General features: G+C 48.1%; 24 protein-coding genes. 15 read left to right on the forward strand and 9 right to left on the reverse strand.

Annotation, left to right across the window (positions count from 1 at the left end; all coding sequences use genetic code 11):
- Window positions 1-26: 26 nt before the first annotated feature.
- A complete protein-coding gene (locus DWY57_RS04390; RefSeq protein ID WP_005834507.1) occupies window positions 27-1,724 on the forward strand; it encodes a Na/Pi cotransporter family protein in 1,698 nt (565 codons plus the stop codon).
- Here the strand turns inward: DWY57_RS04390 and rd are convergent.
- Complete coding sequence (gene rd / locus DWY57_RS04395; RefSeq protein WP_119961385.1) at window positions 1,721-1,882, reverse strand: rubredoxin; 162 nt, start codon at window positions 1,880-1,882, stop codon at window positions 1,721-1,723. The two genes, DWY57_RS04390 and rd, sit on opposite strands and share 4 nt — an antisense overlap.
- A 108-nt stretch (window positions 1,883-1,990) precedes the next feature.
- Here rd and DWY57_RS04400 point away from each other — a divergent pair, with 108 nt between their 5' ends.
- The 12 genes from DWY57_RS04400 (at window position 1,991) to DWY57_RS04455 (ending at window position 12,060) form a co-directional block, all read left to right on the forward strand.
- Window positions 1,991-3,157 (forward strand): HAMP domain-containing sensor histidine kinase, encoded by a 1,167-nt coding sequence (locus tag DWY57_RS04400; protein ID WP_119961386.1) that lies wholly within the window; start codon window positions 1,991-1,993, stop codon window positions 3,155-3,157.
- Window positions 3,158-3,247: 90 nt separating this feature from the next.
- A complete protein-coding gene (locus DWY57_RS04405) occupies window positions 3,248-5,932 on the forward strand; it encodes a calcium-translocating P-type ATPase, PMCA-type (RefSeq protein ID WP_119961387.1) in 2,685 nt (894 codons plus the stop codon).
- A 2-nt stretch (window positions 5,933-5,934) separates the two neighbouring features.
- Entirely contained in the window at window positions 5,935-6,555 is a 621-nt protein-coding gene (locus tag DWY57_RS04410; RefSeq protein ID WP_119961388.1) for an HAD family phosphatase, read from the forward strand.
- Window positions 6,539-7,480, forward strand: a complete 942-nt coding sequence (locus DWY57_RS04415; protein WP_119961389.1) for a bifunctional riboflavin kinase/FAD synthetase — start codon at window positions 6,539-6,541, stop codon at window positions 7,478-7,480. Before DWY57_RS04410 ends, DWY57_RS04415 begins: the two co-directional genes overlap by 17 nt.
- Window positions 7,481-7,705: 225 nt before the next feature.
- Window positions 7,706-8,191 carry a DUF3836 domain-containing protein gene (locus DWY57_RS04420; protein ID WP_016272428.1) on the forward strand — a complete coding sequence of 162 codons (486 nt, stop codon included), beginning with the start codon at window positions 7,706-7,708 and terminating at the stop codon, window positions 8,189-8,191.
- Window positions 8,192-8,371: 180 nt separating this feature from the next.
- Window positions 8,372-9,166 (forward strand): type II CAAX endopeptidase family protein, encoded by a 795-nt coding sequence (locus DWY57_RS04425; RefSeq protein WP_119961390.1) that lies wholly within the window; start codon window positions 8,372-8,374, stop codon window positions 9,164-9,166.
- Window positions 9,163-9,831 (forward strand): DUF2975 domain-containing protein, encoded by a 669-nt coding sequence (locus tag DWY57_RS04430; protein ID WP_005830532.1) that lies wholly within the window; start codon window positions 9,163-9,165, stop codon window positions 9,829-9,831. Before DWY57_RS04425 ends, DWY57_RS04430 begins: the two co-directional genes overlap by 4 nt.
- Window positions 9,832-9,848: 17 nt before the next feature.
- Entirely contained in the window at window positions 9,849-10,451 is a 603-nt protein-coding gene (locus DWY57_RS04435) for a DUF2975 domain-containing protein (protein WP_034529397.1), read from the forward strand.
- A 15-nt stretch (window positions 10,452-10,466) separates the two neighbouring features.
- A complete protein-coding gene (locus DWY57_RS04440; protein ID WP_119961391.1) occupies window positions 10,467-11,108 on the forward strand; it encodes a DUF2975 domain-containing protein in 642 nt (213 codons plus the stop codon).
- Window positions 11,109-11,125: 17 nt separating this feature from the next.
- The gene (locus tag DWY57_RS04445) at window positions 11,126-11,599 is read left to right on the forward strand and encodes a DUF2975 domain-containing protein (RefSeq protein WP_243634650.1); all 474 of its coding nucleotides are present in this window, start codon (window positions 11,126-11,128) and stop codon (window positions 11,597-11,599) included.
- Window positions 11,600-11,619: 20 nt separating this feature from the next.
- Entirely contained in the window at window positions 11,620-11,838 is a 219-nt protein-coding gene (locus tag DWY57_RS04450; protein ID WP_005830523.1) for a hypothetical protein, read from the forward strand.
- Between the two features lie 18 nt (window positions 11,839-11,856).
- Window positions 11,857-12,060: a helix-turn-helix transcriptional regulator gene (locus tag DWY57_RS04455; RefSeq protein WP_005830522.1), complete on the forward strand. Its 204-nt coding sequence runs from the start codon at window positions 11,857-11,859 to the stop codon at window positions 12,058-12,060.
- Between the two features lie 240 nt (window positions 12,061-12,300).
- Here the strand turns inward: DWY57_RS04455 and DWY57_RS04460 are convergent, their stop codons facing one another.
- The 3 genes from DWY57_RS04460 to DWY57_RS04470 are packed head-to-tail and all read right to left on the reverse strand — an operon-like array spanning window position 12,301 to window position 14,717.
- Window positions 12,301-12,723 carry a SufE family protein gene (locus DWY57_RS04460; protein ID WP_119961448.1) on the reverse strand — a complete coding sequence of 141 codons (423 nt, stop codon included), beginning with the start codon at window positions 12,721-12,723 and terminating at the stop codon, window positions 12,301-12,303.
- 45 nt (window positions 12,724-12,768) lie between these two features.
- Window positions 12,769-13,782, reverse strand: coding sequence for a M28 family peptidase (locus DWY57_RS04465; protein WP_119961392.1), 1,014 nt, complete (start codon window positions 13,780-13,782; stop codon window positions 12,769-12,771).
- A complete protein-coding gene (locus DWY57_RS04470; protein ID WP_035447115.1) occupies window positions 13,779-14,717 on the reverse strand; it encodes an LD-carboxypeptidase in 939 nt (312 codons plus the stop codon). The genes DWY57_RS04465 and DWY57_RS04470 overlap by 4 nt, the downstream gene beginning before the upstream one ends.
- 258 nt (window positions 14,718-14,975) lie before the next feature.
- Between DWY57_RS04470 and DWY57_RS04475 the strand changes: the two genes are divergently transcribed.
- Complete coding sequence (locus tag DWY57_RS04475) at window positions 14,976-15,896, forward strand: phosphate acyltransferase (RefSeq protein WP_005834523.1); 921 nt, start codon at window positions 14,976-14,978, stop codon at window positions 15,894-15,896.
- A gap of 44 nt (window positions 15,897-15,940) precedes the next feature.
- Window positions 15,941-17,023, forward strand: coding sequence for a butyrate kinase (gene buk / locus DWY57_RS04480; RefSeq protein ID WP_005830498.1), 1,083 nt, complete (start codon window positions 15,941-15,943; stop codon window positions 17,021-17,023).
- A gap of 154 nt (window positions 17,024-17,177) precedes the next feature.
- Here the strand turns inward: buk and DWY57_RS04485 are convergent, their stop codons facing one another.
- The 5 genes from DWY57_RS04485 to DWY57_RS04505 form a co-directional block, all read right to left on the reverse strand.
- Window positions 17,178-19,106, reverse strand: a complete 1,929-nt coding sequence (locus DWY57_RS04485) for a trehalase family glycosidase (protein WP_119961393.1) — start codon at window positions 19,104-19,106, stop codon at window positions 17,178-17,180.
- A 20-nt stretch (window positions 19,107-19,126) separates the two neighbouring features.
- Window positions 19,127-22,270, reverse strand: coding sequence for a glycoside hydrolase family 2 TIM barrel-domain containing protein (locus DWY57_RS04490; protein WP_119961394.1), 3,144 nt, complete (start codon window positions 22,268-22,270; stop codon window positions 19,127-19,129).
- Window positions 22,271-22,348: 78 nt separating this feature from the next.
- On the reverse strand, window positions 22,349-22,951 hold the full coding sequence (locus tag DWY57_RS04495) for a lysine exporter LysO family protein (RefSeq protein ID WP_005830487.1): 603 nt from the start codon (window positions 22,949-22,951) through the stop codon (window positions 22,349-22,351).
- Window positions 22,948-23,226 carry a LysO family transporter gene (locus DWY57_RS04500; RefSeq protein WP_117600194.1) on the reverse strand — a complete coding sequence of 93 codons (279 nt, stop codon included), beginning with the start codon at window positions 23,224-23,226 and terminating at the stop codon, window positions 22,948-22,950. Before DWY57_RS04500 ends, DWY57_RS04495 begins: the two co-directional genes overlap by 4 nt.
- A gap of 130 nt (window positions 23,227-23,356) precedes the next feature.
- The gene (locus DWY57_RS04505; RefSeq protein ID WP_117600195.1) at window positions 23,357-24,877 is read right to left on the reverse strand and encodes a RagB/SusD family nutrient uptake outer membrane protein; all 1,521 of its coding nucleotides are present in this window, start codon (window positions 24,875-24,877) and stop codon (window positions 23,357-23,359) included.
- Between the last annotated feature and the right edge of the window lie 18 nt (window positions 24,878-24,895).

Below are 24,895 nucleotides of genomic sequence, written 5' to 3' on the forward strand. Positions count from 1 at the left end.
GAATGAAACACCTTAAATAATTAAAGATGGAATATTCTTTTTATGATTTTTTAAAGCTACTCGGCTCATTGGCACTGTTTCTTTACGGAATGAAGATTATGAGTGAGGGGCTTCAAAAATTTGCCGGTGACAGACTGCGGAAAATATTGACCGCAATGACAACCAACAGAGTGACCGGTGTGTTGACGGGCGTGCTGATTACAGCACTTGTACAATCTTCCTCTGCAACCACGGTGATGGTTGTAAGTTTTGTCAATGCGGGGCTGTTAACGCTTTCACAGTCCATAGGTGTCATAATGGGTGCTAATATCGGTACGACTGTTACGGCATGGATTATTTCAGCTTTAGGTTTCAAGGTGGACATTGCCGCCTTTGCTCTTCCTCTTCTTGCTTTCGGCATTCCTCTCCTCTTCTCTCAAAAAAGTAACCGCAAGTCTGTCGGTGAATTTATTTTCGGTTTCTCATTCTTGTTCATGGGGCTTTCCTATTTGAAAAACAATGCTCCTGACTTGAGCCAAAATCCTGATATGCTGTCATTTGTGCAGGACTATACCGACATGGGCTTTATCTCCATACTCCTTTTTGTGGGTATCGGTACGGTGTTGACCATGATTGTGCAGGCATCTGCGGCAACTATGGCCATTACGCTTATTATGTGCGCCAACGGCTGGATTAGTTTCGAATTGGGGGCAGCACTGGTTTTGGGAGAGAATATCGGTACAACCATCACGGCAAACCTTGCGGCGCTGACCGGTAATACGCAGGCGAGGAGGGCTGCTTTGGCTCATTTGGTATTCAATGTGTTTGGTGTGATATGGGTGTTGTGTCTTTTCACCCCCTTTACCGAGGCTGTGTCATGGTTCGTAGAGAACGTGATGGGTACTAAAGATCCGGCTGTGGCCGTATCCTTCAAGCTTTCGGCATTCCATACTTGCTTCAATATCTGCAACGTGCTGATATTGATATGGTTCGTGAAGTTTATCGAACGTACGGTCTGTGCCATTATTCCAATGAAGGAGCAGGACGAGGAATATCGCTTGCGTTTTATCTCGGGCGGTATGCTTTCTACGGCAGAGCTGTCCATCCTGCAGGCAAGCAAGGAAATACATCTCTTTGCCGAACGTACCCGCCGTATGTTCGGAATGGTGCAGGACTTGCTGCATACGGAGAAGGATGATGATTTCAACAAAGTGTTCAGCCGTGTGGAGAAGTACGAGAATATCAGTGACAGCATGGAGCTGGAGATTGCCAATTATCTGAATCAAGTGTCCGAAGGGCGCCTGAGTTCGGAAAGTAAGTTGCAGATACGTGCCATGCTGCGTGAAGTGACGGAGATAGAGAGCATCGGCGACAGCTGCTATAATCTGGCACGTACCATCAACCGCAAGCGCCAGACCAACCAGGATTTCACCGAGAAGCAGTACGAGCATATCCATTTCATGATGAAGCTGACGGATGATGCCTTGGAGCAGATGATTGTCGTGGTGGAACATCCGGAGCATGCAGGCGCGGATGTGAACAAGTCCTTTAATTTGGAGAACGAAATCAATAATTACCGCAATCAGCTGAAGAACCAGAATATTTTGGATGTGAACAACAAGGAATATGATTACCAGATGGGTGTTTACTATATGGACATCATTGCAGAATGTGAAAAGCTGGGCGACTATGTGGTGAATGTAGTGGAGGCCAGCAGCGATATAAAAGAAAAGAAAGCGTCTTAGGACGCTTTCTCAAATTCTTCTTTGCCTACTCCGCACAAGGGGCAAACCCAATCTTCGGGAAGGTCTTCGAAAGATGTTCCCGGTTCTATTCCATTTTCAGGGTCGCCCAATTCAGGGTTATAGACATAATCGCATACAGTGCAAATGTACTTTTCCATAAATTTCTTTTTTAGGTTTATTCTCCTATAATAACGTTTAAAAGCCCTTTTTGTTTTATTGTTGAACAAAAAAAGTCTATTTTTGCTCTCTATTAAAAACAACATCTTATGAAAATGACCGACAAGCTGTTCAGGGCGATTATGCGGAATCTACACGCCTACGTACTGCTGATAAACCGCGACTTCACTGTATTCTACACCAATTACTACGATATTACCGGAGCTGTAAAGCCTGCCGAAACCGGACGGGTTGGAGATATTCTACGCTGTAACAATGCCTTGTCGGCAGCAGGAGGTTGCGGCACTCACGATTTGTGTGGGCACTGCCCCGTGCGGAATGCCATAGAGAATGCCTTTGTGGTGCGGAAAAACTTCACGGATTTGGCGGCTATTTTGAATCTTAGGGATAGCGAAGGCAGAACTACGGAATGCAATGCTTATGTTTCCGGTGAGTATATGAAGATTGAGGACCGCGACTGCATGGTGATTACCGTGCATGACATTACCCGGTTGAAACAAGTGGAAGATGAACTGAAACTGGCACGTGAGAAGGCAGAAAATGCCGACCGTTCCAAATCGGTGTTCCTGGCGAACATGAGTCATGAAATCCGTACTCCGCTGAACGCAATTGTCGGATTCTCGGAATTGCTGGCCACTGCATCGACAGACGAGGAGAAGACACAGTTCCTGAAAATTGTGCAAAGTAACAATGAAATGCTGCAACAGCTGATTGCTGATATTCTGGACCTCTCGAAGATAGAAGCCGGAACATTGGAATTTGTATTCTCGGATGTGGACATCGACCAGATGATGTTCGATTTGGAACAACAGTTCCGTATGCGGGTGGCCGAGCTGGGCAGTGGAGTGCAGATTATTCGGGAGGCTTCTGAGAAGGAATATACCATGCATACGGACAGAAACCGGCTTGCACAAGTGGTTTCCAATTTTATGACGAATGCCCTGAAGTTTACCCAGGAAGGCAGTATTACCCTTGGGTTCAGACCCTATGAGGAAGGTCTCTATTTCTACGTAAAAGACACGGGAACAGGTATTCCCCAGGAGAAGTTGCCACATGTTTTTGAACGTTTCGTCAAGCTGAAGCAGGAAAAGAACGGTACCGGACTGGGGCTCTCCATTTGCCAGACCATTGTCCGCAAATTGGGGGGCGAAATAGGCGTGGAATCGGAAGAAGGGGCAGGTTCGACTTTCTGGTTCACATTGCCGTGGGAGCCTGCAACCAGACCGAAACTGGTGAGGGAAAAAGAGAATCAATGACAGTCAATTAATCACTAATCATTATATAGGTATTGTTTTCCCGGATTATTATTGTATTTTTGCGTTCCAAAATTAAACCTAAAGACTTGCATGACTGCAATAAAGGATGATTATTATCATGTCGGACTGACCGACGAACAAGTGCGGAAGAGCCGCGACGAACATGGAGTAAATTTATTGACGCCTCCTAAACGGCCTTCCTTATGGAAATTGTATCTGGAGAAGTTTGAGGACCCCGTAGTAAGGGTATTGCTGGTTGCCGCTCTGTTTTCTTTGATTATTTCCATTGTAGAGAATGAATATGCCGAGACTATCGGCATTATAGTAGCCATTTTGCTGGCTACCGGTATCGGTTTCTTCTTTGAATATGATGCCGGTAAGAAGTTTGACCTGCTGAATGCAGTGAACGAAGAAACTTTGGTGAAAGTAGTTCGTAACGGACATGTGCAGGAGATTCCCCGTAAAGATGTGGTGGTGGGTGATATTGTGGTGCTGGAAACCGGTGAAGAGGTTCCGGCGGACGGGGAATTGCTGGAAGCCATTTCCCTGCAAGTGAACGAATCGAATCTGACCGGTGAGCCGGTAGTGACGAAAACTACCGTAGAAGCCGACTTTGACGAAGAGGCTACGTATGCTTCCAACCGCATTTTGCGCGGTACAACGGTGGTGGACGGACATGGCACCATGCGTGTGGAGGCTGTGGGTGATGCTACGGAAATCGGTAAAGTGGCACGTCAAAGTACCGAACAGAATACGGAACCTACTCCGCTGAATATCCAGTTGACCAAATTGGCCAACCTGATTGGAAAGATTGGCTTTTCCGTGGCGGGTCTGGCTTTTTTCATTTTCTTTGTAAAGGATGTGGTACTGGTCTATGACTTTTCTTCATTCCATACCTTCCGTGATTGGCTGCCGGCCTTGCAGGCTACTTTGCAATACTTTATGATGGCAGTTACCTTGATTGTGGTGGCTGTGCCCGAAGGCTTGCCGATGAGCGTGACACTCAGTCTGGCGTTGAACATGCGCCGTATGCTCTCCACCAACAACCTGGTGCGCAAGATGCATGCATGCGAGACGATGGGAGCCATTACAGTGATTTGTACCGACAAGACCGGTACATTGACCCAAAATCTGATGCAGGTGCATGAACCCAATTTCTATGGTTTGAAGAATAACGGGCAGTTGGGGAATGATGACCTCAGCAAGCTGGTAATGGAAGGTATCAGTGCTAACTCCACTGCTTTCCTGGAAGAAGAGGTGCCTGGCGAGAAGCCGAAAGGGGTGGGTAACCCCACGGAGGTGGCACTGCTGCTTTGGCTGAACAGCCAAGGATGCGACTATCTGGCGCTGCGTGAGAAAGCTACGGTTATTGATCAGCTGACTTTCTCTACGGAAAGGAAATTCATGGCTACCCTGGTGCAATCCCCCTTGATTGGGAAGAAGGTGCTGTATGTGAAGGGAGCTCCCGAGATTGTTTTGGGTAAATGCAAGGATGTCATGTTGGACGGCAAGCGTGTGGATGCGGTGGAATACCGTTCTACAGTGGAGGCCCAGTTGCTCAACTACCAGAATATGGCCATGCGCACACTTGGCTTTGCATTCAAGATTGTGGATGATGCGGAAGCGTCTGATTGTGTGTCATTGGTTGCTGAAAATGACTTGTCGTTCCTCGGTGTGGTTGCCATCAGTGACCCTATCCGCCCGGATGTGCCTGCGGCTGTTGCCAAATGCCAGTCGGCAGGTATCGGAGTGAAGATTGTGACGGGAGATACACCGGGTACAGCTACCGAGATAGCACGTCAGATTGGTCTGTGGAAACCGGAGGATACGGAAAAGAACCGCATTACGGGAGCTGCATTTGCCGAATTGACGGATGAGGAGGCATTGGACCGTGTGATGGACTTGAAGATAATGTCGCGTGCACGCCCCACAGACAAACAGCGTCTAGTGCAACTGTTGCAGCAGAAAGGTGCGGTAGTGGCTGTGACGGGTGACGGCACGAATGATGCTCCTGCGCTGAACCATGCGCAAGTGGGACTTTCGATGGGTACCGGAACCTCCGTTGCCAAGGAGGCCAGCGACATCACGCTGCTGGATGACTCCTTCAACAGTATAGGCACGGCCGTGATGTGGGGACGTTCTTTATATAAAAATATACAGCGTTTCATTGTTTTTCAGCTGACTATCAATTTTGTGGCTTTGTTTATCGTTCTCCTGGGCTCACTGGTGGGTACGACGCTTCCTTTGACCGTCACGCAGATGTTGTGGGTGAACCTGATTATGGATACGTTTGCGGCTCTGGCCCTGGCGTCCATTCCACCCAGTGAGAGCGTGATGAAGGAAAAGCCACGTAAGAGTACGGATTTCATTATAACCAAGTCCATGAGGTATTACATTCTGGGAATGGGGACTGCCTTCCTGGTGTTACTTATGGGAATGCTCTTCTGGTTTAACAGTGAGGAGGGAGGGATGACTACCTATCGGCTGACTGTGTTCTTCACATTCTTTGTTATGCTTCAGTTCTGGAACTTGTTCAATGCGCGTGTGTTCGGCACTTCGGACTCGGCGTTCAAGGGCATTTCCAAATCTTATGGCATGGAGCTGATTATACTTGCCATTTTGGGCGGACAGATACTGATTGTACAGTTTGGTGGAGCTGTGTTCCGCACAGTGCCGCTCGATTTTATGACTTGGATGACGATTGTCGTTTCTACCTCGTTTGTTTTGTGGATAGGTGAACTGGTTCGCCTTATCCGGCGTTTAACACAGAAATAGTGATGAAAAGAAGAGGAATCAAGAACCTTATTATTGATTTTGGCGGAGTTCTGATTGATTTGGACCGCCAGCGCTGTTTAGAGAATTTCAGAAAGCTGGGATTGCCGGACGTGGAAGTCATGTTGGACCTCTATCACCAGCAGGATTTCTTCCAGAAATATGAAAAAGGGTTGATTACCAGTGCGGAGTTCCGGGAAGTGATTCGTGGAAAGATAGGGAAACCGGTGACTGATGCCCAGATAGATGACGCCTGGAACAGTTTCCTAGTGAGTATTCCTACTTTTAAATTGGATTTACTGTTGGAACTGCGCAAAAAATATGTGGTCTATCTGCTGAGCAACACCAATGAAATCCATTGGCAATGGTCGTGTCTGCACGCGTTTCGCTACAAGGCTTTCCGTGCGGAGGACTTTTTTGAGCATATCTATCTCTCTTATGAGATGAAGATGGCAAAACCGGATGCCGATATATTTCAGAAAGTACTGGATGAGACCAGTATTCTTCCCAACGAGACTCTTTTCATTGACGATTCTGAGGCCAATTGCCGGACAGCGGAGGCGTTGGGTATTTCTACCTATACGCCAAAGGCCCACGAGGATTGGAGACATGCAGTTGTTTTGTGAAACATCGGACATTGGTTCCCGTCCAAGTGTAGCCACTATCGGTTTCTTTGACGGAGTACATCGGGGACACCGCTACCTGATAGAGCAAGTGTGTGCGGTAGCTGCCGAGCGTGGGCTTGCTTCGTCGGTCGTGACTTTTCCGGTACATCCGCGTAAAGTGATGCAGGCCGATTATCATCCGAAGTTATTGACCACCTGTGATGAGAAAGTTTCCCTGCTAGCCAAGACTGGGGTGGATTATTGCATGATGCTTGATTTTACTCCTGAAATAGCCCGGCTTTCGGCACGGGAATTCATGTCCATACTGAAGGATCGCTATCAGATACAAGCTTTGGTAGTAGGATACGACCATCGTTTCGGGCATAACCGCAGCGAGGGTTTTGAAGACTATGTGCACTATGGTCGCGAATTGGGTATGGAGGTGCTTCTTGCGCGCGCGTATGCTTATAGTAAGGAAGCATCGGTAACGGAGGTTACTGTCAGCTCCTCGGCTATTCGAGGTCTGTTGCAGGAGGGAAACGTTTCGGAAGCTGCCGAGTATCTGGGATATGATTTCTTTTTGGACGGTACGGTTGTCGGCGGCTATCAGGTGGGGCGTAAGATAGGTTTTCCTACGGCTAATCTCCGTGTTTCCGATTCTGACAAGCTGATTCCCTGCGATGGTGTGTATGCCGTCCGTGTCTGTGTTGAAGGCAAGGAGTACGGCGGTATGCTAAGCATTGGCTACCGACCTACGTTGGAGAACGGTCCCGATCGCAGTATTGAGGTCCATATATTCCGGTTTGATGCTGACATTTATCAGCAGCCGATGCGTCTTTCCTTTGTGCGCCGCACCCGTCCTGAACTGAAATTCGACAGTATAGAAGAACTTATTGCCCAGCTTCACCGTGACGAGGTGGAGATTAAATCCATTCTTTCTTTATAAACATAAGGCGATAAGGTCATTTATCTCCTTGCAGTTCTATGTATTTTCCCGTTTGAAGTGTTTGTTTTCTGTATATTTATCGTAAAACGCGTTTTTTTTATTGTTTTTCGATAAATATTTTCTGTTTTTCTTTGTCATATCAAAAAAAGGTCTTTTATTTGCATATCGAAAAACGATAAATGATTATCGAAAAACAAAATAAAGAACTAATAAAACAATAACGGTATGAAAACTTTAGTAATGACAACAATCTTTGTAGTGACAGTAGTGATAAATGCTTTTGGTGGTAATATCCAGGAAAACTTTGCCTATAATGAAGTGATGAACGGAAATCAGGTGGAGTCCCAGATTGTATATAAAGTAGAGAACGGTAAGTTTCTGCAGAACCATTTGAAATACAATTTCATCTATGATGCCCAAGGGCGTACGATACAGAAGGAAGCGTTGAAATGGAACGAGATTGAGCAGGCGTTTGAACGCTTCTATTGCTTGAACTACAATTATACAGAAGCCGGTACGGATGTGGAATATGCCTTGTGGGACAACAAAACGCATGCCTACTCCGATGTGAAAGAAAAAGCAGTTTATCTGCAGGCGGGAGATGACATCAACTACTTGAGTTACAAATGGAGTAAGAAGGACAACGACTGGAATCTGTTGGTGGAACATGCCACTGCGGAGGAAGACGTATTGCTTCTGGCAGTGAAATAAATGAAGAACAATATAGAAATGAGGGAGGGGCTTAGGTTATGAGAAGAGCATTCATGAGTATTACACTATTGGTATTGTCACTTTCTACAGTGATGGTGCTGCTGATGGGACTTGTTGCCACAGCTTGACGGATTGACAGAGAAAATGTGTATCTTTGCGAACTTTTAGACGAATAGAACAATGAAAACGGCAATAAAACTAGTATTGATTTACTTTTTGATGCAGCTTATAGGAGCACTGTTTGCAGGACCTTTCTGTCTGCTGTATACGTATTTCGCTTATGGTGCTTTCGACATGGACAAGGCTGGTCAGATTGCTGTGGCGCCTACCATGCTGCTGGGCTTTGTTTTCATGGGACTGTACTTGTGGCGCAAGAACTACCTGACGGGAGACAAGCATCTGTATTCTCCGGTGTCAGTCCCTTATCTGGCATGGAGCCTGCTTGCCGGAATGACTTCCATATGTATAATAGGTCTTCTGATGTCCGAACTTACTTTTTTGCCCAATTTGTTGGACCAGACATTTGATATACTGCAATCCGGTTGGCTGGGTATTCTCTGTATTTCTGTTTTGGGACCCGTACTGGAAGAACTGCTTTTCCGTGGTGCCATTACCAAGGAGCTGCTTCGCAGATATAGCCCGGCAAAGGCTATCTTGTTTTCCGGGTTGATATTCGGTATCTTTCATCTGAATCCGGTTCAGATAATAGGTGCTTGCCTCATCGGTTTCTTGCTTGCCTGGCTTTATTATAAGACACGGAGTCTTATGGCATGTATTCTGATACATATCATGAATAACGGCTTGTCTGTCTATCTGAGCCTGAAACATCCTGAAATGGAGGATGTGACACATCTGCTGAGTAACCCGTATGTACTGGTTTGGGCAGTGGTTTTCATATTGTTGCTTCTACTCTCCTTGAAACAACTGAATAAATATAATATATCTGATACTAATACAACAACAACTGAATTATGAAAAGAAGATTGAACATTCTCTGCCTGGTGGTAATGCTTGTACTGAGTTACTCGGTATTGGAGCAGGGGTACTATATCTTTCTGGGAGCCAAGATGGGGGCGCAGACCGGACTGGAGCTGGGAAAGAAAGGGAGTGACATTGCTGCCTACAAGGAACTGATGAACCTGAAGGTTGTCAACCTGATACCTTCTTCCATGGAGTCGTTTGATTTCTTCAGGGATTCCGTCTACAATGAGAAAAGCAGGAGTTATGTGCCTGCAGCCTACTCTTCGTTGATGGTCAGCGTAGATTCTCATGATTCTGTCGGGAAAGTGGTGGCAAAGTATTTGCTGATATATCTGCATTTGGGCTTTTCCCTTTGGGCGGTAGTATTGTTTATCCGCTTGATAATCTCTATCAACAAGTCCGACATCTTCAACTGGCGGAATGTACGTCGGCTGCGTCGATTGGGAATGGCACTGGTTGTCAGCTTCTGCTGTACCTTTGCGTCATCATATCTTGATTTTATAGGTATCGATACCGTATTCTCGCTGCATGGTTACGAGCTGAGCCTCTCAGAATTGGTGAGCACTACCACGCTGGTACTTGGGCTTTGTTCGCTGATTGTAGGTGAAGTGTTTGCCATTGGATTGAAAATGAAGGAAGAGCAGGATTTGACGATTTAATGAAAGGAGATACAATAATGAAAAAGATTCAGATATTGGCAATATTAGTTATTGTAGCATTAGTATTTACTGGTTTGAAAGGTGGAATTGAAGGTGCGGTTGATGGCTGGAATCAAGCAGGAGACAGTCGGGAGTTTGACTTCTCTACTGTAAATGTTGCAGTGAAGGCTGATGAGACTTTGATAGCAGATTCTCTTTTTAATAGTGTGGCAAAGCGGAATATTCCGTATTGTATTGAAACCCTGGAGACACAAGTGGAAGAGTCCGTTTGGGGTGTTGTATTGAATATTCTGATGTTTCCTGTGGCATTTGCCGGCTTGTATGGTTTTTTCTGTTTGATAAAGATGGTTATGGCTGTAACCCGTCGGGAAGTGTTTATTCGTGATAATGTATTTCGTATGCGTGTTTTTATTTATACAATCATTCTTATGGGAATACTTCTTGAACTGAAACAGTATTGTCAATATTGTGATGTCGTTTCTCAGATTCATTTGGCCGGTTATGAAATAGAGTCTTATTGGCTTAAATATCCTTGGTTTTATTTTTTGATATTAGCTCTTTTCACCGAGATATTCGCCATCGGCGTGAAGATAAAGGAAGAGCAGGATTTAACGGTTTAATGTGGGGGGAGGATTATGAAAAAGATAAGTATATTGGGTATCCTGGCTATATTGGTCATTGTTGCAGAGTTTGCTTATGCGATGATAGCGGGCTGGGTGGATATGAAGAATAGTTTTCTTGAGGGTTACAATAGTGTAAGTGTGCATTCGGGAACTCCACAGCCGGAGTATTCCGGTTTATTTGATAAGGTATATGTGGATGTAAGACCTTTGGAAACGACAGCAGTCGATTCCTTGACGAATCGTTTTGCCGATAAGTCAGTACCTTATCAGGTAAAGAGAATAGGCACTGTGATTGTCCCCACTGTCTGGAGTTCCATAGTGAACTTCTTTGCCATGTTTGCCATCATTCCTTTCTTTGTAGGAATCTATTGTCTGATACGTTTGCTGGTATCCATCTCAAAGCGGGAAGTGTTTACTTCGGATAATGTAGCCCGGTTGCGTTTCTTTACTTATTCGTTTGCTGCATTGTACGGCTTGATGACTTTGCACGATTGGCTGAATCATCTTGAAGCAGTGAAGCAAGTGGCTCTGCTGGGCTATGAAGTGGTTGCATCGCATGATACGGATTTCACATCCCTGGTTATTATAATTCTTTTCACCGAGATATTTGCCGCCGGGGTGAAGATAAAGGAAGAACAGGACTTGACTATTTAAAAGTGAGAGGAGGGATTATGACACTTATGAAACAAAAGGAACCAAAGGAACCAAAGAGACGGATAGCGCTTATTATGAATGTGCTGTTTTATTTCTGTGGACTATGTATTGGTGGCGGCATTGTTCGTAATCTGACATTGTGCTATGAGTTGGGAAAGGATGATACTGCTAATTTTATCTGGCACATATTACTCGAATCAGTAACAATGCTGGTGATGACAATATGTGGCTTGTGTATTTTTCTCATTCTCCGCAATGTGAAGAAGGAGGAAGTGTTTGTTTATCAGAATTCATCTTTGATACAAACCATTGGGGTGCTGATAGCATTGAATGGGCTTTTTCAGGTAACTCTCTCCTGGTTTACTCCCGAAGGAGTACCGACTGATACTTCTTATCGGATATTCGTGTTATTGGGAGTTTTCATCATCTTTATGGGCTATCTTTTTAAGATGGGAGTTCGTATGCGTGAGGAACAAGAGTTGACGATTTAAATAAAAGTGAAGAGCGCGATATGAAGAAAAGTGTGAAATATGGTCTGTATTTCGTTGTCGGACTTGTGGCGGTTTTATTGTTGGCAAGTATTGTCTATTTTCTCCTCTTGTTTCCGGCCTTTGACGGGAAGTGGAAAGTCTATATTGTAATGCCGTGGATGTATCTGTGCATATATGGTTATTACCGGTTGACGAAACGGTACACTGACTGGTGGTGTGAGTGGGAAAAGAATAATTGATAAATAGAACACAATTATATGATTATAGTAAACCTTGACATAATGATGGCCCGAAGAAAGATATCTTTGGGCGAACTGGCGGAGAAGATTGATATTACGCCTGCCAATCTCTCTATTCTCAAAACCGGAAAGGCTAAGGCCATCCGTTTCTCTACACTGGAAGCAATCTGTAAGGAACTTGATTGCCAGCCGGGGGATATACTGGAGTTTAAGGAGGGATAAATAGGGAGAAGAAGGCGCAAGTAGAGGTTGAAATGCTTACCGCCTTAAGAAACTCCGTTTACGTACTACAGTAAACACCTTTACATACTACGGTAAACGCCTTTACATACTATGGTAAACGTCGTTACTTCATAATGTAAAAACCGTTACATTCTGGAGTAACGGCTTTTACATTATAGGGTAAACATCCGGTAAATATAATCTGCTGATTATTAGCTTATATATTGTCGGTCGTAACCTTTAGATGCCTTTCGCTTTGAAGGCCAGCGCATACATTCGCATCTGCTTTACCATAGACAGCAGTCCGTTGCTACGGGTGGGCGACAAGTGTTCCTTCAGTCCTATTTTATCAATGAAATAGAGGTCGGCGTTCAGTATCTCATCCGGTGTGTGCCCGGAGAGTACTTTGATAAGCAGTGAAATGATTCCTTTCACAATCAGTGCGTCGCTTTCCGCCTGGAAAATAATTTTTCCGTCCACTTCGTCTGCCTGCAGCCATACGCGGCTCTGGCAATCTTCAATCAGGTTTTGTTCCGTCTTGTATTTTTCGTCGAGCGGTTCCTGCTCGTTTCCTAAATCAATAAGAAGTTGGTACCGGTCCATCCAATCGTCGAAATCATTGAATTCGGCAATTACTTCATCTTGTACTTCGTTGATACTTATCATGGGATTTACTATTTTACTATTTACGATTTACTATTTGATGGTCTATTTCTCATTGTAGATGACTTCCAGCAAGGTCTGTCCCACTGCGTTGAGAGTGCCCTTGTCGATGATGTCCATGGTGTCGTCTATCGTGTGCCAGAAGTCACCGAAGCCGGTGTCGCAGTTCGGGTCATAGTTGATGATGTCTACGCAGGGAATCTGCCGCAGGTTGTATACATACATATGGTCGTCTGTCACTTCGGTGCCTTTTTCTTTGGGGAAGAAGTTGTCGAAGCCCAGGCGGTGGGCTGTGTTCCATATCTTGTTCACGTACTTACCGGCGGTTCTTTGAGAGAACTGTTCCTTGTAGAAGGTGGCGTTCTTTCCGCCTACCATGTCGAGCAGGATGCCGTAGCGGGCATTATAACCGTCTACATGGGGTACTCGTCCCCAATATTGCGAGCCCAGGCACCAAGTGTCGTTCTTGTATGCACCTTGATAGAAGTAGGGGATGCCATAGTCTTCAGCGTCAAAGAAGATGATGTCGATGCCGATGGCTGGAGCCTGCTGTTGCAGTTGGCGGGCCACTTCGAGCAATACGCCCACACCGCTGGCTCCATCGTTAACACCCAGGATGGGGCTGTGATGCTTCGTCTTGTCAGCATCCTGGTCGGCATAAGGACGGCTGTCCCAATGGGCACAGAGCAGTACACGCCTTTTGCTTTCCGGATTATAGGCGCCGATAACATTGCGCGCTTTCAGGATGGTGTTGTCGTAAGCCACCAGGTCGGCATGCTGGTTGTATACTTTGGCGCCGAATTCTTCCAGCTTCTTGGCAAGGAATTCTCCGCAGGCTTTGTGGGCGGCGGTGTTGGGCACGCGCGGACCAAAATCCGCTTGGGTCTGTATGTATTGATATGCACTGTCTGCACTGAACTGAGGCACTTGGACAGTCGCTTTGGTCGCATCGCCCTCACTGTCATTATCGGCTGCAGACTTGCTGCTGTTGTTGCTGCATGCCACTATCGCTACAATCAGCAACAGCAGCAACGGGATGAATGTATAATTCCGTTTCATTCTCTTTCTGTATTAAAACTTAGTTTCACTTCTTTCTTTCCAACTTCCAATGTTACCGCAGCACCGTTTATCAGCGGTACATTCATGCTGACATGTCCGACGGGAAAATCGAAACATATCGGGTAATCGTATTCCTTCACCAAATCGGCCAATGCGCCATATAGGTCTTTTCCCAGGGACTTATTCTCCTCGTATTCGGTGAATTGTCCGATGATGAGGCCGGAAAGCTTGTCGAGGACACCTCCCAGTTTGAGATTGTACATCATGCGTTCCACCGCATGCGGGCGTTCTCCCACATCTTCGATGAAGAGGATGGTGCCTTCGGCGGGAATGTCGTACGGAGTACCACGCAGCCCGTAGAACACAGACAAATTGCCGCCGCGCAACACGCCTTTTCCCTCTCCCTTATGATTTAGTTTGTGCCCCGGGCAGACATAACTGAATGCTTCGGTTCCTCCCAATGCCTGCCCGAACAGTATATCCTTCAGTGCCTGTGTACAGAAGTCGTCTTCCGGTTCTACTGTGAGATGGCGCGCCATGGGGGCGTGCAACGACGCGAAGCCATTCTGCTGGAACAGATTATGGAGGGCGGTGATATCACTGAATCCGATGAGCCATTTGGGATGCTGCCTGAACTTGGTAAAATCCAGTTTGCCTATCAGATGCACGGCTCCGTAACCGCCCCGGCTACAGAATATGACTTTGGCTTCTTCATCGTCCATGGCTTCCTGCAGGTCTTCGAGGCGTTGCCGGATATTTCCTGCATACGTTCCGTTGGAACTCCCCGCATGCTTTGCGAATACGACTTCCAGCCCCCAGGACTTCAAACGTTTGTAGGCGCCTTTCAGGAAAGATTTGTCAATCTTGCTGGAAGGGGAGAGAACAATGACACGGTCACCTTCTTGCAGATACGGAGGGAAAATAAGACTACCCATACTATATTATCAATCTATTTTGGGCAAAAGTACACAATTCACCACAGATATCACAGATTAACACGGATTTTTAACAGAAGAGAGGGAGGTTATATATGATATATAATCAACAGAGTAATTCAAATTCTGTTCAAATCCGTGTCAATCTGTGTAATCTGTGGTGAACATATCAAAATGATATTAAACATATAAAATTTCAACGGGGCAAATGCTGTATTTCTCGACATTTTTTTAGATATTTGCTAAAAATCTAACGTTATGGAACCGATACGGAACTTTGCCCAGTTAACAGCCCACCTGAAAACCTTGAATAAGAGGAAACGTATTGCGGTAGTCTGTGCCAATGACCCTAATACAGAATATGCCATATCCCGTGCCCTGGAGGAGGGGATTGCGGAATTTCTGATGATTGGCGATTCTGCCATATTGGAAAAATATCCCACCTTGAAGAAATATCCTCAATATGTCAGTACCTTGCATATAGAAGATTCCGATGAGGCTGCACGTGAGGCGGTGCGTATCGTACGCGAGGGTGGAGCGGACATCCTGATGAAAGGCATCATCAATACCGACAATTTGCTACGTGCCATTCTGGACAAGGAACATGGTTTGTTGCCTAAAGGAAAGATTCTGACCCATCTGGCCGTGATGCAGATACCTACTTACGATAAACTGCTCTTTTTCTCCGATGCTGCGGTCATTCCTCGCCCGACGCTGCAACAGCGCATTGAAATGATTTGGTATGCCATCCATACTTGCCGCCATTTCGGGATAGAGCAGCCACGTATCGCGCTGATTCATTGCACAGAGAAGGTCAGCGCCAAATTCCCCCATTCATTGGACTATGTGAATATTGTGGAACTGGCGGAAGCCGGAGAGTTCGGCAATGTCATCATCGACGGCCCGCTGGATGTGAAGACCTCTTGTGAGAAGACGAGCGGTAACATCAAAGGCATTGTATCACCGATTGACGGGGAGGCGGATGTGTTGATATTCCCAAACATCGAATCGGGCAATGCTTTTTATAAGGCTGTATCTCTGTTTTCTCATGCCGATATGGCCGGGTTGCTGCAAGGACCCTCATGTCCGGTGGTATTACCGTCGCGTAGCGATTCCGGTTTGTCCAAATATTACAGCATTGCCATGGCTTGCCTGACCAGTGGGGTGAAAGAACCTTGATTGTAATTAGTAATTTGTAGTTCGTAATTTGTAAATCGTAATCAATGAAAATACTGGCAGTAAATCCCGGTTCCACCTCGACAAAAATTGCTGTCTATGAGGATGAAACTCCCCGTCTGGTACTCAACATCCGGCATTCGGTGGAGGAGCTTTCCCAATTTCCCCGCATCATCGACCAGTTCGAATTCCGCAAGCACTTGGTGCTGGAAGCGCTGGAGGCCAATGACATTCCCTTTAAGTTCGATGCCATCGTCGGCCGTGGGGGATTGTTGAAACCCATTCCTGGCGGTGTGTATGCCGTGAACGATGCCATGTTGGACGATATGCTCCATGCCATGCGTACCCACGCCTGCAACTTAGGTTGTCTGATAGCCCACGAACTTGCCGCCATGCTGCCCGGCTGCCCCTCTTTCATAGCCGATCCCGGCGTGGTGGACGAACTGGACGATGTGGCACGCATCACCGGTTCGCCTCTGATGCCCAGCATCACCATCTGGCACGCCTTGAACCAGCGAGCCATCGCCCGGCGCTATGCTGCCGAGCGTAGTGCCCTGCAGCCCGAAGCTCCCGTGCATTACGAAGACCTCAATCTGATTGTCTGTCACTTGGGTGGAGGCGTTTCCGTAGGAGTCCACCGCCACGGCCGTGCGGTGGACGTGCCCAATGCCCTCGACGGTTTCGGTCCTTTTTCGCCCGAACGTGCAGGTACCCTGCCCGCCGGGCAACTGATAGACCTTTGTCACTCGGGGCGTTACACTACCGAAGAACTGAAGAAACGTATTTCCGGCAAGGCGGGACTTGCCGCCCATTTGGGTACTACCGACATTCCCGCCATAGAGAGGCGCATCGCTGAGGGAGACACCCATGCCGCTTTGGTGCTCGATGCCATGATTTACCGCATTGCCAAGGAGATAGGCGGTGCTGCTGTTGTGCTTTATGGCAAGGTGGACGCCATTCTGCTTACGGGAGGTATGGCGCATTCCGAGTACATCACTTCGCGGTTGCAGGAGCGTGTCTCTTTTCTTGCCCCTGTTCACGTCTATCCCGGAGAAGACGAATTGGAAGCATTGGTAATGAATGCGCTGGGAGCTTTGCGTGGAGAACTTCCGGTGCAGGTTTACCGATAATAATCATATCGCTTTTGTTCTTCATGAGAGTGTCATAACTCACCACAGATTACACAGATTCATGCAGATTTTTTTAGTTTATTGATATCTGACATATTTATCTGTGTGAATCTGTGTAATCTGTGGTGAGTTATGACATATATGGAATCCCGGTTTACTTACCGTAATCGTCGTACATCATCAACAGATGTGAGGAGCTCCAGCTGAAATGGGGAGCTTTCAGGCGTTCGCCGGTATGGGTTCCGTAGTTCTCGTGGATGGGAGCACCCTCTTTCAGCCCACTCAGGCGGTCGAAGACTTGCAGCGTATATTCATCTGCCAGCCGGTTGTAGCCGTAGTTGCGCAGTCCGCGGATGGCAAAGTAGGTTTGGTCCAGCCAGATGGGGCCACGCCAGTAGCCGCGCGGATTGTATTTGGGATTGTCGGCGGCAATGGTCGGGAAGGGGATATACGTGGAGAACTTTGCCGTATCTTGAAGCATGGGCAGCATGCTGTCCACTTGCGCTTGTGTGGCAATCCGGGTCCACAACGGAGTGTAGGCTTCGCAGCCCGGCTCTTCGATGAATGAACCGTCCTTCAGGCGGCGATCGCAGAAGAAGTTGATGTTCTTGTCAAAGAAATAGTCGGCTACCTGGCTACTGTAGTCCGGTGCGTCGAAAGGTATCTTCAGCAGGCTGGAGAATTTCTTCAGCAGTTTGCATTCCAGTGCCAGATAAGCGTTCAAGTCCACACTCTCCTGATCCATACTCCAGGCATCCTCGTAGCCTTCGTTTTTCAGCATCACGGCGCCGTCAAAACGGATGGCGTTGTCCATGCCGCTTTCCCAGGCGGCAGCTTCCAGTGTTCCGTCGGTAGCACCGTACTCGCACATGCCATTGCGGTTGTGGTCGCGCTTCTCGTACCACCATCTATAATAGGAGAGCAGTTGCGGATACATCTCGGCAACGAAGGCGGTGTCACCCGTATGGGTAAATATTTCATCGACAGCCCAGCATACCAAGGGAGGCTTGCTGTCACGGGCATTGTTCTCGGAGGGGTCGGTGTAGATACAGTCGATAATCATGCCGTCCGGTTGCTGGTAGTCGAACATGGCTCGGATGTTGTTCTTGGCCAGTTCGGGGTCGAATTTGGCGGTTCCGGCACTGAAGCGCCAGCTATCCCATGCCCAAAAGCCGACGAAATAGCCTACGGCATGGCTCGGGATGATACCTTCGTGAAGCAATCCACCGCGGTGTGTCCGCCAATTGGAGATGAGCGTGGTGACGGCTTTCACGGCGATACGGTCATATTCGGGCTTCATGTCCTTGCGCAGTATCTTGGTGAGGTAACTTTCCCAACGTTCGGCATTGGCTTGCAGGGCGGGGGCGGGATTGTTGAGCAGGCTCGGCAGGTTTTGCAGGTTGGCAGTCATCTCTTTTTCGGAAGTGAAGAAAGAGATGGCTACGTTGACAGGGTAGCGCGGAGAGCGGACGAGGGCTGTATAGTTATTGTCGGTCTTGGCCAGCTCTACATTAGGAGTGAAGGTCACGGTTACGGTTTCGCCACTGGGATGACGGGCGATGACGGAGTTCTGTTCTACGCTGACGGTGATGTCTTTGCCCCATTGGCTACCGGAGAGCAGCAGGTCTTCAGCCGTGTCGGCTTCGATGCGCAGCAAGGCGGTCGAGGCACTTGTGAAGTTGAGCCGTTGCGTGATGCTCCCGTGGGTGGAATGTGCCGACATATAGAGCTCGCCGGGGTAATAGCAAGTGGAATCCGGAACAAAAATCTCTTGTGTATCTTTGGCAAAGCTTACGACGGCGGCTGACTGTGCCATCCACTGGCGGCGGAACATATCGAGGCTGAAGGGGCCGCAGAAGCCGTTGACCCATTGTTGCCGTTCGGGCAGCGTGAAGCCCATCCACGAGCCGGCGTCGGTGAACCAACCATAGCAGCGGTGCAGGGTGTCGGGAGTGTAGGAGATGTCCAGTATGTCGGCGAAGGCATACCGTTTCTCCGTAGTGCTTTTCATGCCGGGGGTGCAGGCTGCGATGCCTGCGGCCAACAATGTGAAGCAGAGTATGCGTATAAATTTGTATTTCATATGAATGAGGTATTTAACGGTTATTTGTGCGCTTGTTCCGCTGCATCATCCTCCGGTGCGAGAGGGGCGAGCGTGAAGCTGTATTTCCATTCGTGCGGAGTGATGGTGTACTCGGGATGAACTTGTGCTCCCCAGGTATTGTCACCGCCTACGCCCATCTGCTTGTGGTCGATGTTGAGCCATATCATATCTTTCTTCTGGATGCTTCCACCGTGGCGGCGCTCCATCTGTGAGGGACGGTATTCAATGTCCTCCATCGGGAAGTTCCAGGCGCTTACGCTCAACGGTTCCTCGCCCACTACCAGCAGACCTTCACCGGCAGCATTGCGCAGGGCCACCCAGCGTACGTCACAATGATTGGCCGTCTCTTGGGCACGTACATACGGATGGAACTGTTCCCACACCGTGGCGTTGTAGAGGCCTATCAATGCTCCCGTCTTGCGGTCGGCGTACGTCTCTTGCGGACCACGGCCCAACCAGGTCATCATTTCATATTCGGCAGGGAGTATCATGCGCATGCCCAGACGAGGCATCTCGCTCAATGGCTTCTTGCCGGGGGTGAAGTGCATGGTTACCTGAACCTTGCCGTCGGGAGTGATTTTGTAGAGAGTCTGCAAATCAGCATCTTGTTCTTCCATGCGGTAGGTCGCAGTGACAGTAGCCGTTTGTCCGGCTTCTGCAACTTCGATGTTCTGCAGTTTGGCATCGCGTCCGGCGTTTCTCCAGGTGCCGCAGCGTATCAGGTGCCCATTTGGAATATCATTATCGGTCAACGGGCGCCAGAAGTTGGGTTGTAGCCCTTCTTTAATCAGATTCTTTCCGGTGTAGTTCAACTCTGTCATTTCACCGTTTCGGGTAGAGAAAGCTACCTGGAAGTTGTTGCCTTTCACGGTCAGTGTTTCGTTGTTGCGGTCTACGGTCAGCGTTCCTTCCACCGGCTGAACGGTTTTGGCTGACGGTGCAGAAGGCAATTCCCATTGTTCGATGGCAACCTCGTGTCCTTTCGGTACTAATGGCGCTTCGTGCTTGGTAAATGCACGCAGTGTGAGGAAATACTCCTTGCCGTCGGCAGGCAGCGCTTTCAGTGGCAATTCTATGTTGGCAGAGTTTCTGGGAGCAATCTTGGGGAAATCCATCTCACCGTTCTGAACGGTCTTGCCGTCGCATTCCACTGCCCAGCGGAGGGTATATCCTTCCAATCCGATGAAATCGTGCCAGTTGGTGACCTTTATCTTGTTCGGGGTGAAGGCAAGCGGTTCGAAGTGGATGTATTGCAATACCTTCTTCACTTCGTAAATGTGCGGGTGCGGGGTGCGGTCGGCAGCAACCAGGCCGTTGGCACAGAAGTTGGAGTCGTTGACGACACCTACAAATCCCATGTCGCCGCCAAAAGCCCAGATGTCGCGCTGGTTCTCGTCCTTGATGGCAAACGTCTGGTCCACCCAGTCCCAAATGAAACCGCCTTGCAGCTGGTCGTACTTGTAAATCAAGTCCCAGTAGTCCTGGAAGTTACCTACACTGTTACCCATGGCATGGGCATATTCGCAGAGAATCATGGGGCGGGCATCACGCTGGTTCACGTGTTGGCGCAACCTCCAGATGCGTGCGTACATGGGGCAATAGATGTCGCTCTTGGAGTTGTAGCCACCCCCTTCATATTGTACGGGACGGGTGGGGTCTATCTTCTTGGTATAGTCATACAGAGTTTCGAAGTGCTTGCCGTAGCCCGACTCGTTGCCCATGGACCAAGTCACGATGGCAGAGTAGTTGCGGTCGCGTGCAATCATACGGCTCATCCGCTGCATGAAAGGCACCTCCCAGTCGGGATAGTTGGCAAGGGTCTCATCCTTGTGGAACATCATGCCATGGCTCTCGATGTTGGCTTCGTCTACCATATAAAGTCCGAATTCTGTGCAAAGCTCGTACCACGCATAGTTGTTCGGGTAGTGGCAGTTGCGTACACCGTTCAGGTTGAACTGCTTCATCAGCTGGATGTCGTGTATCATGGACCCCACGGTGATGGTACGTCCCTTGTGCGGGTCGTGCTCGTGACGGTTCACCCCCTTGAAGAGGACGGCCTGGCCGTTAATCATCTGCATGCCGTTCATCATTTCCACGGTACGGAAGCCGAAAAGGTGCGTAAAGGATTCCTGCGGTTTCCCTTGTGCATCAAAGGTGCTGACTACCAGCGTGTAGGTGTTCGGTGTTTCGGCATTCCAGGCTCGTGCATTCGGGAACACTTGCTGCTGGGTAAACAAAGTGTCTGTGGCAGAGGTTATGGACTTTTTCCGGTCATAGATAACCTTGTCCTTGTCCATTACCTTGACTTCCACCGTTTCTCCGGCTTTAGGCCGATGGAGGAATACGTCCAGCTTTAGTTCGCCATCCTTGTAGTTGTTTATCAGTTCCGCTGTCATCCGGAAGTCCTTGACGCGGCTCTGGGGGCGGGCGTAGAGATAAACACTCCGTTCGATGCCGCTGTATTTCCAGTAGTCCTGGCCTTCCAGGTAGGAACCGTCGCTATAACGGAATACTTTTACTGCCAGTTTATTGTTGCCCTTCTTCAGCAGGTGGGTGATGTTGAAGTGCGACGGTAGGCGGCTGTCTTCTGCATATCCTGCCAATTCGCCGTTTACCCATACATAGTAGGCAGACTCCACCCCTTCGAAATCAAGAAAGATGTCCATGCCTCCCCAGCTAGCCGGGACGGTGAACTCGCGGATATAAGCACCTACGGGATTGTAGTCGGTAGGCACGTAGGGCGGATTGGGCGGGAACGGATAACGGGTATCTGTATAGATAGGTGCATCGAAGCCTTGCAGTTCCCAGCTTCCCGGAACTTCAATTTTACTCCACTTGCGGGTACTGAATCCGGGCTTGTGAAAGTCTTTGGGGCAGAGGTCATTGTTCTTTGAAAAAAGAAATTTCCAGGTGCCGTCCAGAGTGATACGGCGTTCCGTTGCAGAATTAACGTCGAACCGTACGTCGGCGGGCAAGGTACGTTGTTTCAATGCGTTGGCTTCATTCGTAAACGGAGTGAAGTGGGCGTGCATCGGTTCTCTGTTCATTTCGTTGACTTGCGGGTTTTGCCACGGCTCATTGTCTGCCAGGGCACCGGTGCAAAGCAGCGAAGAGAGAAGAAAGGTATAAAGTTTGGTCTTCATATTATTAATGATTAATTGGAAGTTGAAAATTGAAAATGGGAAACGGAAAATTTTCACCTTTCACCTTTCCATTTTCAGCTAAATAGAACAAAACAATGTCACTAAGAATGGGACGCTGAAGTCTACTACAAATCCATGGAAAATGGAAACTACTACAAACTGCTGTCCGGCTGTCCGTGTGATGATGGGCAGTGTGGTGTCCATCGTCGTGGCTCCTCCGGCAGAGATGGGAGCAAGGTTTCCGAACCATCGTACCAGCAACGGAGCGGCTAGCAGTGTCAGAATCTCCCGGCTGATATTGGCAAGCAGGGCGATGGTGCCCAGCTCGGCTCCCTTGTATTCGGTAATGAAGATACTGGAGAGCGAGTAATAGCCGAATCCGGAACCTACGGCCAGACAGTCCGTTATAGAACGGTGTGTCAGAATCAGGCTGACGGCTGCGGAGCCTGCTAGCGTTCCCAGTATCGTCATGATGGGCAGGAATACCAGTCGCGGATTGAGTGAACGGAAATTCTTTAGGGTTTGCGGGTCGTTACCCACGCTCAGCCCTACACTGAACATCAGCGCACAAAGCGCGTAGTAGCTGATGTTGGTTTCTGCAATATCAAAGGGCAACAGATGGCATACGCCGCAAATCGTACCCAGTACGAAAAAGCCCACTATGATAAGACTTCCTTTCATGCCCTTCCTCCTTTCTTGTTATACAAGGCTCTCCACAATGCCCAGGCGGCGATGACGCTTCCCAAGGTTCCTCCCAGGGTGAGTATCACAGCTTCAAGGCCTATGGTATGGAGTCCCTTGATGATTTGCTCGTTGCTTCCGACCTCGATGCCGAGGATAAACAGCAGCAACCAGATGAGCAGGGTGATGATTTGGTGGATTTTCTTTAAGTCCCGTTTCCGTAAGAGATAGCCCAGCAGCATTCCCGTGAGCATTAGTCCGATGATTGTAAACATATCTATGTCGTTTTTTAGTGGCAAAGATAGTATGGTCTATTTTTGCAGGTGCAAAGATAAAGCTTTCAAAGCAAACAAGGCGGCATTGCCGGGGGCGAATGCCGCCTTGATATACTATTTGGGAAAAGGATTATTCGTTTATTTTATTGTTGGTCTGAATCTCCATCAGAGGAATGGGCAGGAAGGAATGGGTAGATGCACTGAATCCGGTTCTGCCGTCAGCCTTCATGGCTTCGTCCAGTTTGCCCCAACGACGGAGGTCATAGAAGCGTGAGTTTTCCAGTGTGAATTCCACCAGACGTTCATGTTCAATCTGTGCTTTAACAGCAGCTTGGTCACTTCCGGTCATGGCAGGCAGTTTGCCGTGCACGCTACGTACTTCGTTAATCAATGGAATGGCTTTTTCTGGATGGCCTTGTTCATTGTAGATTTCAGCCTTCATCAGCAGTACATTGGCATAACGCATCAATGGCATGTTGGTACCTACGTAGTTTTGTGCATAGTCGCTCCAAGTTGAAGGCATGTATTTACGGTAATTATATCGGGTGGCAGAATTCTCATCATAGATGTCATCGTAATTGTACCCCAGAATGTGCCCGCCTTCATAGTAATACGGATCATCAAACATCATGGAACCATAGGCACGGGCATCGTACATGTTACCTTCGGCAATGCGTCCTTCTTTCAGGAATTCGTTGTACATCATGTCGCTGACACGGATTTCGTCCCAACCGGACATGCTGCCCGGAGCTACCCAGAAGTGGAGTACGTGCTTGTGGAAAGTACCGTCGGCCGTACTGTTGGTAAACTGAAGTTCCAGAATGGACTCTTTGCAATTCTTGTTGGTTCCGTCGAACATGCTTCCGTAGTCGGACTCCAGTTCGTAGCCGGTCACTTTGTTGAAAGCGGCTTCTGCCAGCCCCAGGTATTCGGCCTTTTTGTCACTTTCTTCATAAGCACGGGTTAAGTAAGCCCATCCCAGGTAAGAGTAGGCTGCTCCTTTGGTTACACGTCCCGCTTCGGAAGAAGGGCGGTCTTGTGGCAGCATGCTGCCTGCTTTGTCCAGTTCGGTACAGATAAAGTCCCATGCTTCCGTTCTGGTAGACAATGCTTTGTGAGTCTGGGATTCTCCGGTCAGATATTCATTGCGGATAATGATTTTCTCCCAGCTCATAATCAGTTTGAAATGATAGTAGGCACGCAGGAACAGAGCTTCGCCCGTAAGATGGTTCTCGTCATCGGCACTCATCTTCTCACCGCTGGTCTGTACTTTGTCAATACCGTATAATACGTTGTTGGCGTAGTTGATGCCATTGTAATTGTTCATCCAGTATTCTTTGATACTGGAGTTCTCATTGTTGTAGGTGAATCCGTACAATGCAGCCCATTCCGGATAGTTGTTGACGTCCTGGCCTTTTACCATCTCATCGCTACGGAAGGTTTCCACAACAAACTTGACTTCTGCAACCGTGTAAGAGCCGGTGCGGTTATCCAGCTGGCCATATACCGCTGATAGACCTGCCTCTACGTCGGCTTTATCTCTCCAATATTTGTCGGTAGAAAAGTCGGGGGACTCTGTCGTCAGGAAATCATCGCATCCTGCCAGTAAGGCGGCGCATAAGAAAGAGGCTATATATATAATTTTTTTCATTGTCTTCTTGTTTTTAAT

The organism is Bacteroides sp. AF25-5LB (assembly GCF_003602965.1).
Lineage (GTDB): Bacteria > Bacteroidota > Bacteroidia > Bacteroidales > Bacteroidaceae > Bacteroides > Bacteroides uniformis.